Source organism: Arcticibacterium sp. SM2516, from assembly GCF_057914865.1.
In genome coordinates, this window is sequence record NZ_CP195290.1 from 3834336 (window position 1) to 3847860 (window position 13525).

The 13525-nt window shown below is 38.4% G+C and carries 12 protein-coding genes; 11 read left to right on the forward strand and 1 reads right to left on the reverse strand.

Annotation, left to right across the window (positions count from 1 at the left end; all coding sequences use genetic code 11):
- Positions 1-283: 283 nt before the first annotated feature.
- From ACSBFT_RS15960 to ACSBFT_RS15980, 5 genes are all read left to right on the forward strand, one after another.
- The gene (locus tag ACSBFT_RS15960; RefSeq protein ID WP_489601407.1) at positions 284-1612 is read left to right on the forward strand and encodes a hypothetical protein; all 1329 of its coding nucleotides are present in this window, start codon (positions 284-286) and stop codon (positions 1610-1612) included.
- Between the two features lie 86 nt (positions 1613-1698).
- Positions 1699-2136: a hypothetical protein gene (locus ACSBFT_RS15965; protein WP_489601409.1), complete on the forward strand. Its 438-nt coding sequence runs from the start codon at positions 1699-1701 to the stop codon at positions 2134-2136.
- Positions 2137-2151: 15 nt separating this feature from the next.
- Complete coding sequence (locus ACSBFT_RS15970) at positions 2152-2799, forward strand: hypothetical protein (RefSeq protein WP_489601410.1); 648 nt, start codon at positions 2152-2154, stop codon at positions 2797-2799.
- Positions 2778-3539: a sensor histidine kinase gene (locus ACSBFT_RS15975; RefSeq protein ID WP_489601412.1), complete on the forward strand. Its 762-nt coding sequence runs from the start codon at positions 2778-2780 to the stop codon at positions 3537-3539. The genes ACSBFT_RS15970 and ACSBFT_RS15975 overlap by 22 nt, the downstream gene beginning before the upstream one ends.
- A gap of 1 nt (position 3540) precedes the next feature.
- A complete protein-coding gene (locus ACSBFT_RS15980) occupies positions 3541-4218 on the forward strand; it encodes a response regulator transcription factor (RefSeq protein WP_489601414.1) in 678 nt (225 codons plus the stop codon).
- 12 nt (positions 4219-4230) lie between these two features.
- On the opposite strand, the gene sppA is transcribed toward ACSBFT_RS15980, so the two are convergent.
- Positions 4231-5985, reverse strand: a complete 1755-nt coding sequence (gene sppA, locus ACSBFT_RS15985; RefSeq protein WP_489601415.1) for a signal peptide peptidase SppA — start codon at positions 5983-5985, stop codon at positions 4231-4233.
- A 128-nt stretch (positions 5986-6113) separates the two neighbouring features.
- Here sppA and ACSBFT_RS15990 point away from each other — a divergent pair, with 128 nt between their 5' ends.
- From ACSBFT_RS15990 to ACSBFT_RS16015, 6 genes are all read left to right on the forward strand, one after another.
- Entirely contained in the window at positions 6114-6566 is a 453-nt protein-coding gene (locus ACSBFT_RS15990) for a regulatory protein RecX (RefSeq protein ID WP_489601416.1), read from the forward strand.
- A gap of 45 nt (positions 6567-6611) precedes the next feature.
- Positions 6612-8216 carry a GMC family oxidoreductase gene (locus tag ACSBFT_RS15995; protein WP_489601418.1) on the forward strand — a complete coding sequence of 535 codons (1605 nt, stop codon included), beginning with the start codon at positions 6612-6614 and terminating at the stop codon, positions 8214-8216.
- Positions 8217-8338: 122 nt separating this feature from the next.
- On the forward strand, positions 8339-9181 hold the full coding sequence (locus ACSBFT_RS16000; RefSeq protein ID WP_463044701.1) for a sterol desaturase family protein: 843 nt from the start codon (positions 8339-8341) through the stop codon (positions 9179-9181).
- Positions 9182-9187: 6 nt separating this feature from the next.
- Positions 9188-10252, forward strand: a complete 1065-nt coding sequence (locus ACSBFT_RS16005; protein WP_489601420.1) for a 3-oxoacyl-ACP synthase III family protein — start codon at positions 9188-9190, stop codon at positions 10250-10252.
- A 26-nt stretch (positions 10253-10278) separates the two neighbouring features.
- The gene (locus tag ACSBFT_RS16010) at positions 10279-11706 is read left to right on the forward strand and encodes an aldehyde dehydrogenase family protein (RefSeq protein ID WP_489601423.1); all 1428 of its coding nucleotides are present in this window, start codon (positions 10279-10281) and stop codon (positions 11704-11706) included.
- 4 nt (positions 11707-11710) lie between these two features.
- Positions 11711-13258: a long-chain-fatty-acid--CoA ligase gene (locus ACSBFT_RS16015; protein WP_489601424.1), complete on the forward strand. Its 1548-nt coding sequence runs from the start codon at positions 11711-11713 to the stop codon at positions 13256-13258.
- Positions 13259-13525: the final 267 nt, after the last annotated feature.

The window sequence follows — 13525 nt, forward strand, 5'->3', positions numbered from 1 at the left end:
CTTTGAAGACCAATAAAAGGCTCCGCATGATAATACGGAAGCCTTCATTGTAACTTAAGCATACCCCTATGACCAGTTACCAAAATCTCTTCTTATAGAAAAGGATGCCTCAAAGGTCTTATATGATATCAATGTAAACATGAGCAGTTCTACCCGTTTTCTTAATCAGGTCTATAGACTAAGCTGTTCTTCGCAATTTTACTCGATTTCTAAAACAGGTAATTTTACTCATAATAAAGAGATGGCTAGGCTCTAATTTTGCTTTCGAGATCAATTTATAGCCATGAAAGTTTACCATAATTTACAAATTTTAGTCCTCCTAGGATTACTTTTTAGTCAATGCCAATCCGGTAACAGAAACAACTCTGAATCCCACAACTTTATTCAACCTACCGATCCAATTGACCCAGAAATCCCTGGGTTCAATTTCCCAGAAGATTCAACCGTAATTTACAACTGGCTTAATACCGGCAATCAAGATGAAATCATTAAACACGCTTGGGGTGTGTGGGCCTCCATCACCCCCCAAACCACACAACAAGACTCTTCAGGTCAATATTTAAGGGTGTTTGAAACCTGGGAAAGTCCCAGTGCATTAGTAGAAAGAATGAAAACAGGGCTAACCAAAGAGAAACACCTAAGAACTCCTTTAAGAAGACCCACACAATTTGCCCATGCTGGTTTACCACAAGTAACTGAAGTATTTGAAACGGTGGCCTATAGCCCAACAGCCAGTAGGTTTGCGATTGAAAACCAAGTTTTCAAAAAGAGTGTCATAGAATCTTACAAGAAAAAGAACGCCATTGGTAAAATTCCAGAGTTCCCAAACAATGCCATTACCTGTAAACCCACGTATAAAGTTATCAGTAAGTCAAATGCCATTTCAGCCATCCCTGTATGGCCGGGAATACCCTCTAACCCAAAATCCTATGGCGAAAAAGACTGGAATTCCTATGTTTTTGTGGACATCACCAACAATGGCCAAGGAGACGGTTCTATCTCAAACGACAGCCTAAATCCTACTTCTAAAACCACCTACAACCTTAAAGACTTCATTTACTTTGAAGTAGACAAAAACAGCTTATCTTATATTAAAACCATAGATTCAAAAGCTCAGATAGGCGACTTGGCTCTTTTGGTAGCCATGCATGTCGGCACAAAAGAAATAAGCAATTGGACATGGCAAAGCTTTTGGTGGACAGCAGACCCTAGCAATCCGCCCTTACCAAGTTCAAGAAGAATTGCCAGTAAAATGCCAAACACCCTTAAAAACGAAGCCGCTCATTATGCCATGACGTTATCCTATGCCATGGTTATGCCAAACCAACCAATACATAGCGGCACTAACTCCGGCGTTATACCCGTAATTGGTTTCAATCCCTATTTAGAAGCCGCTTTCGACAGTACCGTTTTTACATTTAAGAATCGCCTTGACCCAAACTTTAAGTTTGGCGTTCAGACCAATTGCATGTCATGCCACGCACTAGCCAACCATTCTAAAAACACACCTTACAGCACCGCCCAATATATAAGCATGTCAGATTCCTTTTTTATTGATAAAGTTCAACTAGATTTTACATGGTCTATTCAATCAAACATGGTAGAAAACTAGGCTAGAAGTGAAAAAAAGGTAATTTTGTTTATGTGCCTAGCACATAAAATAATCTATCAGCATATCACTCTAAAATTAAAATAGTTATGAACTCTAGTAGCATAGACCCTTATGCCATACCCTTGGAAGAAGCTCAGCAATGGTGTAAAAATTGGATAGACCTAAAACAAAATGAAACAAATTTATCTGAAGAAGATAAGTATGACACCTCAGATGTTAGGGCTTTTCTAGTGGCAAAAAAAGACCTTCTTGCTTTATTTGCTCAAGCCAAAAACGCCAATTATGTTCGTTTTTACATGAGTGTCTCAGAAGAATCAGAAAAGGGAAATGTACCTCATTTATTGATGGTAAATGCCATTGGAGACTCTCCTGCTGAAGCCATTGATTTAGTAGGAGAAATTCATGACGAAGAATTAGTCAAAAAACTAGGAGATAACATTGAGGTAGGAACCACGCTACCTGTAAATGATTTCTCTCACCCTTGCCCGTCCACCTGTGACACCAACAGTCCCTTATATGTTTAAAGACCGCGATAGCCAATGAGCAATGAAACCTTAAGATGGATTCTAGAGCTTATTCCATTAATGATCGGAGTATCCGCATTTATTGGCATTTTAAAGTTCAAAACCATAAAGAAAACTAAACCTGAAATACTTCTATTTCTTGCTCTAGCGGTCTTTTTTGAGATCCTTTCAAGAGTCCTTTATGGTAGAAAAGTAAACAATTTGCCTTATCTGCATCTCTATACTTTTCTAGAATTTCTGGTGGTGAGTCTATTCTATTATCGTCTGCTTGTCCCACTCATGGGCAAAAAGATATTGGTAGGTATCATTGCATTGTTTTCTACTTGGGCTACGGTTAATGCTTTCTTTGTGCAAGGACTTTATGTCTACAATTCCTATGTACGCCCTTTAGAATGTTTAATAATTATGGCTCTTTCACTCGTTCTTTATTATAAGATGTTGGTTGAACTAGAAACAAAAAACCCTACACAGAATAGTGACTTCTGGCTCAACACGGCCTTTTTTATTTACTTTTCTGGAAGCTTCGTACTTTTTGTTTTAAGCAATGTTATAAAATCACAGAGCTATGAGCTCAACATGGCTGCTTGGGCTATGCACGCCTTCCTTTTAGGCGTTTTACATACTTTAATTATTATTGGCTTATGGAAAATAACTCGTCAATAGATTTATACATTCTTCTCATTGGCGGCACTCTAGCATTCTTACTTCTTTCTGGGGCTATTGTTACATTCATTATCACTTATAAAAGAAGAATTCTAGAAAAAGACTTAGAACTAAGAAACACAGAGCTAGAACACCAAAAAGAGATGTATTTGGGAACACTAGAAGCTACCGAAATTGAAAGGCAAAGAGTAGCCAGAGAGCTTCACGATGAAATTGGCTCTTCACTTTCTGCTATGCGATTGATATCTGGAAACATTGGATCTAATGCAGAAAACAACCTAAAAGCTCTCATCGACACCACTATTGATAATGTAAGGAGGATTTCAAATGACCTCCTACCTATTGGCTTGGAAGAATTTGGACTTGAGTTTGCCCTCGAAAATCTCATCGAAGACCATACTACCGCATCAGACATTAACATCGAGTATCAAATTGAGAATTTATCAAAAGGCATGCATCGTAAAGAGCTTATGATTTATAGGATAGCCCAAGAGCTCATTAATAATTCGATAAAATATGCCCAGGCAGATACAATAGGCCTCACACTTATTGAAAAAGACAATACGCTTGACATGTTTTATCAAGATAATGGCATCGGATTTGAGCTTAATAAGGCCCTAAAAGCAAAAAGTTTAGGTCTAAAAAACATAACCGCCAGGGCAAAATCCCTTGGTGGAGAAGCAAAATTTGAAACAGCTCCTGAAAAAGGCTTTAAATTTGAAATGCAAATTCCAAAGTAAAATGAGTCTTATTAAAATAGCGATTGTAGACGACCAAGTACTTTTCCGAAAAGGCATGCGATCCATTCTGGAAAATGAGAAGGATTTAAAATTTGTTTTAGAAGCCGGAAATGGTCAGGAGCTTTTAGATTATTTAGAAAGCGACCAAGAAAACCCGGAAGTTGTTTTACTAGACCTTTCTATGCCCGTCTTAAATGGGGTAGAAACCATGAAGGTGCTTCATAAAAAATATCCTCAAATCAAGGTTTTGATTCTTTCTGTCTATAGTGAAGATAGATTTATAAGCCATTTGATGGAGATGGGCATTTCCGGCTATTTACTGAAAAATTCTGAACCGCAAGAAGTTATAGAAGGCATAAGAACGGTACTCATAAAAGACCTTTACTTTAATGAAGCTTTACTTTCTGCTATTGCCAAAAGAATCAATGGCAAGAAGTCTAAAATGTTTATTCAGAACGACTCCCCTTCCATTCTATCACCAAGAGAAATTGAGGTTTTAAGCCTTATTTGTCATCAGAAGACGGGTCAGGAAATAGCAGACGAACTCTTTTTAAGTGTAAGAACGGTGGAAGGGCACAGAAACAACCTACTCGAAAAAACGGGAGCTAGAAATACGGCTGGATTAGTAATTTATGCGGTAAAAAACCAATTACTTGACCCAGCCATATTACTCAAATAAATGACTTTGCCATTACTTTATTTTAATATCAAAAGCCATTCTGGCCTGAATCTTATCCATTTTCTGAATGAGATTTAGCTCTTTTAAATAAGGAGCCAGAAGACCCAACCTCTGGTCTAATTTAATCGAGCTTTGATCGGATATTTTCTCCATAATGACCTCTATATCACTTTTAGCCTTAGGATAATATCTCACCTGAAAATCATCTTCGATGCCTTGATTTTTTGCCGCCAACTGTATGGCATCCTCTAAGGAGCCGATAACATCTACCAAACCATTTTCCTTAGCCTGAAGTCCAGTCCAAACTCTTCCTCCCGCTATGGCCTTTAGTTTATCAATATCCATTTTTCTACCCTGGGCAGCCTTAGAGGTAAATTCTTCATAACCATCATTTACATTCTTTTGAATCATCATTTTTTCCACCTCAGACATTTCGCCTACCACTGAAGGAAAGTCTGAATGTTCATGAGACTCAACGCCGTCAAAAGTGATACCCAGTTTATTATTTAAAAGATTCTCTGCATTAAATAACATTCCAAAAATACCAATAGAGCCTGTTACAGTCGTAGGATTCGCAAAAATGGTATCACAACCCATCGCCATATAATACCCGCCAGATGCCGCGTAATCTCCCATGCTGGCATAAACTGGCTTAGTTTTTTTTGCTACTTGAATCTCTCTCCACATCACATCTGATGCCAAGGCAGAACCTCCGCCTGAATTGATTCTTAGCACTATGGCTTTTATTTTATCATCTTTTACGGCCTTTCTTAGCTCCTCTATCCAAGATTCTGAAGCTATAACATCTCCTTCTCCTTTTCCAGAAACAATATCTCCCTGCCCTATAATAACCGCTATTCTATTATTCCTGTCGCCCGACTTAATCATCTTCTTTGCCTTACCATATTTCTCAGCAGAAATGAAGTTAATCTCATCATCCTCTTTTAATGCTAGCTTTTCTCGTAAAACTGCCTCAAACTCGTCAAAATATACGATATCTGTAATGAGCTTTCTTTCTAAAGCTTCTTTAGGAGAACTTACCGCATCATTCAATAAGCTTCTAATTTCATCATCTGTTAAACCTCTAGATACCGCTACTTGATGATAAACATGGTCTGAAATAGAATTGATATAGGAAGTGACCTGCTCACGGTTCGCATCAGACATGTTGGTTCTGATAAAAGGCTCCACCGCACTTTTATAGTCTCCTACCTTAAATATTAAGGGCTCCACACCAATTTTATCAAAAAGACCTTTAAGAAAAGTGACTTCAGCAAAAAGTCCGTTGAACTCTAATCCACCAGCCGTATTTAAGAAAATTCTGTCTGCCACTGAGTTAATATAAATCGCCTGCTCAGACATCACCTCGCCGTAAGCATAGATAAACTTATCGGAAGATTTAAAATCTTCAAGTACATTTCTTAATTCTTCTAGCGTACTAAAACTAGCCTGAGGGTACTCAGAGGCCAAATAAATACCTTTAATATTGGGGTCCAATTTTGCATTATTAATAGCGGCCTTCAACGCTATTAAGCCCACTTTACCTGGGCCATCGTCAAAAATCATTGCCAATGGGTCTTCGGTAGCCGCATCTTCTACAATAATCTGATTCAGGTTTATTTCTAAAACAGAGTTCTCGCTCACCGATACCACCGAATCTGAACCAGAAAACATAGCCCCTATTCCTACCAAAAGGAATAGAGAAAGAACAAAAAACATAAAAAGACCAACTATAGTGGCCAGCACATATTTAAGGAATTGAAGCATATTTCAAATTCTAAAGTTGTAATAATGTCAAAAATAGAGATACAAAAGTAAGATTGATTGGTAGTAGAAGATGTTTTTATTGATAAATGGTATTTTGCAGGTCAAAAAACGGCATATGAACAATTTTAATGGATAGAAGCATATTTCTAAAAGCTTGCAACTATTGTGCTTATCAAGAAAGAACACAAGAAGAAGTAAGACAAAAACTTAAAGAATGGTACGCTTTCGGAGACGAAGCGGAGGGAATTATTGCGGAGCTTATCCAAGAAAACTATCTAAACGAGGAACGCTTTTCCAAAATTTTTTCGGGCAGCAAATTCCGTGTAAAGAAATGGGGACGACTAAAAATCCAACAAGAACTAAAAAAAAGGAACCTCTCTACTTATTGTATTCAAAAAGGCATGCTAGAAATAGACGATGAAGAATACTATTTAGTGCTGCAGGCCCTCATTCACAAAAAAATGCATAGCCTGAGACTAGAAACGAATCTATTCTCGAGAAATCAAAAAGTAGCTAAATACGCTATGCAAAAGGGATTTGAGTCAGAGTTAATATGGGATATCATCAAAAATAATAGTTAAATTAAGGGAAAGATTTCATCTTTAATAAAGATATCAACCCTTATAATGAAATACGATTACATCATCGTTGGTGCTGGCAGTGCAGGCTGCGTTTTAGCCAATAGACTGTCAGAAGATCCTAGAAATAATGTTTTGCTTGTAGAAGCGGGAGGTCCAGACAGTAAATTAGAGATTCACATTCCAGCAGGTTACGTAAAACTCCACAAAACTCATGTAGATGGAGGGTATTGGACAACACGCCAAAAACATATAATAAATAGAGAAATATATTTACCAAGAGGTAAAGTGTTGGGCGGATGTAGTTCCACCAACGCCATGGCATACGTGCGTGGCAACAAAGAAGATTATAACGACTGGGCGAAAATGGGTAACCATGGTTGGTCATATGAAGAGGTGTTGCCATTTTTCAAGAAGTCTGAACATAACGAAGATATCACAAACGAATTTCACGGTCAAAAAGGAGAACTAAACGTAGGTTTCAATAAAAGTTTTACCACGCCATTTTCCGACGCCTTCATAGCTTCCGCCATAGAACAAGGTTTCAAACATAATAATGACTATAACGGAGCCTCTCAGGAAGGTGTAGGAGATTTCCAATTCAACATAAAAAACGGCAAGAGGCACAGTGCCGTTGGGGCTTTTTTAAAGCCCGCCATGAAAAGAAAAAACCTCACCATACTGACCAAGGCACTTACTCAGAAAATCATTATCGAAAATGATAAAGCTATTGGCATTTCTGTTCAAACGGGCAAAAGCAGCATTCAAGAATTCTATGCCACTAAAGAAGTCATCCTTTCTGCGGGTTCTTTTGCCTCACCACAGCTACTCATGCTCTCAGGCATAGGCGAAAAGGAGCAGCTAAAATCTCAGGGAATTACATGTTTTAAAGAACTAAACGGCGTAGGAAAAAACCTCCAAGACCATTTATTTTATGGCGTAAGCGGACTAGCCACAAGCCAGCAAGGACAAAACCATCATTTAAGCCTCCTTAACCAAACCAAAGATTTTATTCAATATTTATTTACCAAAAAAGGAGCATTAACCATAGGACCTTTAGAATCGGTGGCCTTTGGCAGCACCTCCGCGAGTCCAGATAGGGTAGATTATCAACTGCATTTTGCGGCTATAAACATAGGAAATGATTACACGGTTGATCTTTATGATCATAAATCGCTTCCTCTAAAAGACGGTTTCACCATTTTGCCAACCCTTTTAAGACCTAAAAGTCGTGGCGAAGTTAGCCTAGCAAGTAAAAACGCCAGCGTAAAGGCTATCATTCAGCCAAATTTCCTAGAAGCTGAAGAAGACAGAATGCTGTTGCTGAATGCAGGAAAAAAAGCCTTTGAAATACTGCATTCAAGTGCTCTTTCAAAACATATGAAAGCCCACTTAACGCCACCAGACTATAGTTCTGACGATGCTTTTATGACGCACATTTTAAAACAGGTAGAAACCGTTTACCATCCTGTGGGAACTTGTAAAATGGGTTCGGATGAAATGGCCGTGGTAGACCAAAGCCTGAGGGTACATGGCATTGAAAACCTAAGAGTAATTGATGGGTCCATTATGCCCACTATTGTTTCAGGCAATACCAATGCTCCTATATATATGATTGCGGAAAAAGGAGCTGACATGATTCTGAATTCATAAATGATGCCTTCAAATTAAGAATCTTTAAAACGCTGACTATTATTATTTGAAGAACTTTATTTTATGAATATTTGTATATTTACTTGCACTTTCTTCATCAATTACCCATCTAAAAAATCGCTTTGGAAAATATTATTAACTACTTCGAGACCATACCTACCTTACATAGAACCGTCATTCTTGTAGGTGGCATTGCGTTTTTCTGGATTTTGGAGTCGGTCAACCCATTCCTTATCTTTCAATACAAAAAAGGAAAGCATGCTGGCTTAAATATCTTTTTTACCATCACCACCATTCTTGTCAATTTCCCATTGGCATTTATTTTGGTAAAATCTTCAGACTGGGCAATAAGCAATCATTTTGGCATCATAAACTGGCTTCCAGAAATGCCTATTTGGCTCTACGCACTTTTAGGACTTATGTTATTGGATTTAATAGGTGCCTATTTCATTCACTGGCTAGAGCATAAAGTAAAATGGATGTGGATGTTCCATTTAATTCACCATTCTGATCTTAATGTAGACACCACTTCTGCCAATAGGCATCACCCTGGCGAAAGCATTTTTAGGTTTGTTTTCACCACCATTGCCGTAGTTATTACAGGAGCTCCTATGTGGATGGTATTCATGTATCAGTCTATCTCTGTGGTGCTTTCTCAGTTTAACCATGCCAACATTGCATTGCCAAAATGGCTTCATGAGCCGCTAAGTTTTATTATTGTTACACCAAACATGCATCATGTGCATCATCATTACACACAACCATATACCGATTCCAATTATGGCAACATTTTCTCTATTTGGGACAGAGTATTTGGCACTTACAGCAGTTTAGATAAAAGCGAATTGATTTATGGCATAGACACTTATATGTCTCCTTCGGAAAACGAAAATATTGGGACGCTTTTAAAAATCCCTTTTGGGGAATATAGAATACCAGAAAACACGAAATTTGAAAAAAAATAGATAAAAGTGAGCATTATAATAAAAGGAACCGGTACCGAACTTCCAGAAAGAGTCATCACAAATGATTTCTTCTTGAACCATAAATTTATGAGCCCTGAAGGTGTGCCTAACAACAAACCTCAGCACGAAATAATAGAAAAGCTGGAAGCCATCACCGGTATAAAAGAAAGAAGATACATCTCAGAAAAAGGTGACTCTGCTCCATTGATGGTAGCCGCTGCTGAGAAAACCATAAAAGATTCTGGGCTCGATAAAAATGAGATTGATGGTATCATAGTAGCCCATAATGCTGGAAATATGCTTGAAGGCACTGCAGGTTTTCATACGGTACCAAATATGGCCGCGATTTTGAAAAATAAATTAGCAATAAGCAATCACGAGTGCTTTGCTTATGACATACTTTTTGGCTGCCCAGGCTGGATCCAGGGAATCATTCAAGCTAAACAGGCCATTGAAGCCGGCGACGCCACAAATGTTTTGGTTTTAGGTATAGAGGTGGCATCCAGGCTCTTAGACCCACATGATTTAGACTCCATGATTTTGGCAGATGGCTGTGGAGCGGCCATTATTTCAAAATCCGATGAAAAAGATAATGGAATACTTTCTTACGTCACCTTTTCGCATGCTCAAGAAGATTTAGGGTGTATTTATTTAGACAAGTCAAACAATCCTGAGCTAAACCTCCCTACCCTTTTCAAAATGAATGGCAAAGATGTTTACAGATATGCCACCGTATGGGTACCAAAGGTTATTAAAAAAGCCCTAGATAAAGCCAAACTAACCGTGGCAGACGTAGATATGTTTCTATTTCATCAGGCCAACGGTAAAATGCTGCATGCTTTTGCAAACAATTTGGCAGAAATGTATGGCATGGAAGGCACTTCGTTTGAAGGTAAAATACCTACTACCATTCAGTTTACAGGAAATACATCAGTAGCCACAGTGCCCACTATGTTAGCCCTGATTTTGAAAAATCAACTTGGAGCTTATGAAATAAAGAAAGGAATGACCGTAGTAATGGCATCAGTAGGTGCTGGCATGCATTGCAACGCTCTGGTATATAAGTTTTAGAACCTTCATCAATAAAACACAAGATTATGAATAATATGGTAGCAGATTCTACTAGTGTAGAGCAAATTAATAGAATATTTGAGTCTCAAAAAGCCAATCAATATGTCATAGGTAATACAACGGTTAAAGAAAGAAAGGCTAAGCTTAAAGCCCTTAAAAAAGCTGTTGAAGTTACGTTCAGAAAAGACATTCAAGACGCTATGATGGCAGACTTCAAAAAGCCTGCTGCCGATGTAGATTTAAGTGAGATTTTTGTGGTAACCGCGGAAATAAAACATGCCTTGCATCATTTAGGCCAATGGATGAGAGACAAGCCTGTGGATACACCAATGGCTATGATGGGCTCTAAATCTTATATTAAATACGAACCCAAAGGCGTTTGTTTGATCATTTCTCCTTGGAACTTCCCTATCAACTTAACATTTGGTCCTTTAATTTCGGCGGTGGCGGCTGGAAATACGGTAATCATAAAACCGTCTGAAATGACCCCTAATTCATCTGCCGTGATGCGGAAAATAGTGGAACATGTTTTTGAAGAAAACGAAGTCGCCATTGTAGAAGGAGCTGTAGAAACTTCCACCCATTTATTAGACCTACCTTTTAATCATATTTTCTTTACTGGCTCGCCACAGGTAGGAAAAATAGTCATGGCGGCAGCCGCCAAACATTTAACTTCCGTCACCTTAGAACTAGGTGGAAAATCACCAACAATTGTTGACGAAACCGCTAATATTAAATCTGCGGCAAAAAGAGTGACATGGGCCAAGTTCTTTAATACAGGTCAAGTTTGCATCGCACCTGATTATGTCATGGTTCATGAAGATAAAAAGGATGCGTTTATTGAAGAAATGAACAAGAATATCAAACATTTCTTTGGTGATAACCCTAAGACATCCGATTCTTACGCTCGTGTAGTTAATCAGAAACACACTGGTAGACTCGTAGGATATATTCAAGACGCTGTGAGCAAGGGTGGAAATGTGATAACTGGTGGACAAAGCAACGAAAGTGAAAGCTATTTAGCCCCTACCCTAGTGATAGATGTTCCCAGAGATTCGGCATTAATGCAGAATGAAATATTTGGGCCCGTTTTACCCATATTGACCTTTAAGAATATTGATGATGTCATAGGTGAAATAAATGCTGGGGAAATACCGCTAGCTCTTTATATCTACAGTGGTAGTAATAAAAACATTAATCACATTCAAAATAATACTAGAGCAGGAGGCACATGTATTAACAATAGTGCGGTACACTTCTTCAATAACAACTTGCCCTTTGGTGGCTCCAATAATAGCGGGATAGGTAAATCTCATGGCTTTTTTGGTTTTGAAGCGTTTTCAAATGCCAGAGGCGTTTACCGCCAGATAATACCCGGTGCATTAGAATTTCTAATGCCGCCATACTCCAACCTCAAAAGAAAACTAATAGAACTCACTGTAAAATACTTTTAAGACTATGCTCAATCTATCAACCTGTATTCAAGAAAGTGCCCGAAAGTTTCCATCCAAGATCGCCTATGTTTTTGGTGATACAGAACTCAATTTTGCTCAAATAAATGGAGCGGCAAATCAAGTGGCCAACGGGCTTCTGGCAAAAGGAATTAAGCCTGGAGACAAAGTAGCCCTGAGCTGCTTAAACCTACCTTTTTTCCCTATCATTTATTTTGGCATTTTGAAAGCAGGTGCAGTAGTAGTACCATTGAGTGTTTTATTAAAGAAAGACGAAATAGCTTATCATTTATCTGATAGCGACGCCAAAGCTTACTTTTGCTTTATAGGAACAGAGGATCTTCCGATGGGAAAAATGGGTTATGATGGTTTTCAGCAAGCCAACTCTTGCGAAAGCTTTTTCATGATCATGCCAAAGCCAGAAATGCCATCTTCTATAGAAGGAACACAAACTTTAGGCAGTTTAATGAACGGTCAATCGCCATTGTTTGACACCATTCAAACTGGTGCAGAAGATACCGCCGTAATTATTTATACCTCAGGAACAACTGGCAAACCTAAAGGAGCAGAATTGACACATAGTAATTTGCTTCAAAATGCTATCCTTTCGGCAGATTTGGTCACCATGAACGCTGACGACACCGTGCTCATCGTATTGCCTTTGTTTCATATTTTCGCCATGACGGTTTTAATGAACGCTGCCGCTTACAGAGGAGCTAAATCTATTTTGTTACCAAAATTTGACGCAGAAGCAGTTTTCTCACTTTTACAAAAACACAAGGTGAGCGTTTTTGCTGGTGTCCCGAGTATGTATTGGGGTCTATTAAATTACACAGAAAATAAATTTGACTATCCCCAGATAGCGGCGAATTTGAAGATTTGTGCTTCAGGAGGAGCTGCACTGCCTGTTAATGTGCTAGAAGAATTTGAAGCCAGATTTAAAGTGGATATTTTAGAAGGTTACGGCATGTCGGAAGGATCTCCGGTGGTCACATTTAATCAACTAGAATTAGGAAGAAAACCAGGCTCCGTAGGGAAACCCGTTTGGGGAATTGATGTCAAAATTGTGGATACCGAAGATAATGAAGTGCCAATTGGCGAAAAGGGAGAACTGATTTACAGGGGTCATAATGTCATGAAAGGCTACTATAAAAAACCAGAAGCCAACGCCAAAACGCTAAAAGATGGCTGGCTTTACTCTGGAGATGTGGCCGTAAAAGATGAAGACGGATTCTTTTTCATTGTAGACCGAACCAAAGAAATGATTATCAGAGGTGGACTAAATGTTTATCCAAGAGAGGTGGAGGAAGTAATTATGCAGCATGATATGGTTTCTATGGTAGCCGTAATAGGAATACCAAATGAAAGAAGAGGTGAAGAAATAAGAGCTTGTGTGGTTTTAAAACCTGGTCAATCTATCAGCGAAGAGGCTTTAATAGCTTGGACTAAAGAGCGAATTGCTGCCTATAAATATCCAAGACAAATCAGATTTATGGATGCACTTCCTATGAGTGCTACGGGTAAAATATTGAAAAAAGAGATTTCTAGGGATTAAGCAAAAATCCCTGTCTCATGCTTGTGCTATTAATTTATGGAACACGGATTTTTTCTTTTCAGATTTGCCATTTTAAATTCGCTTGAACCCGGTTTATGCATTGGAGAATTGTAATGAGTAGCTAAAGTGTAATAAATCAGACATTTAAATGAGATTAGCATAGCGTTTACCCTGAGCTTATGCCGAAGGGCTATGGTGATTGCGTTTAAATGGGTTTACGAACTGATTTGAAGTAATTTAGTTATGGTTCCGATAGCTATCGGGAGA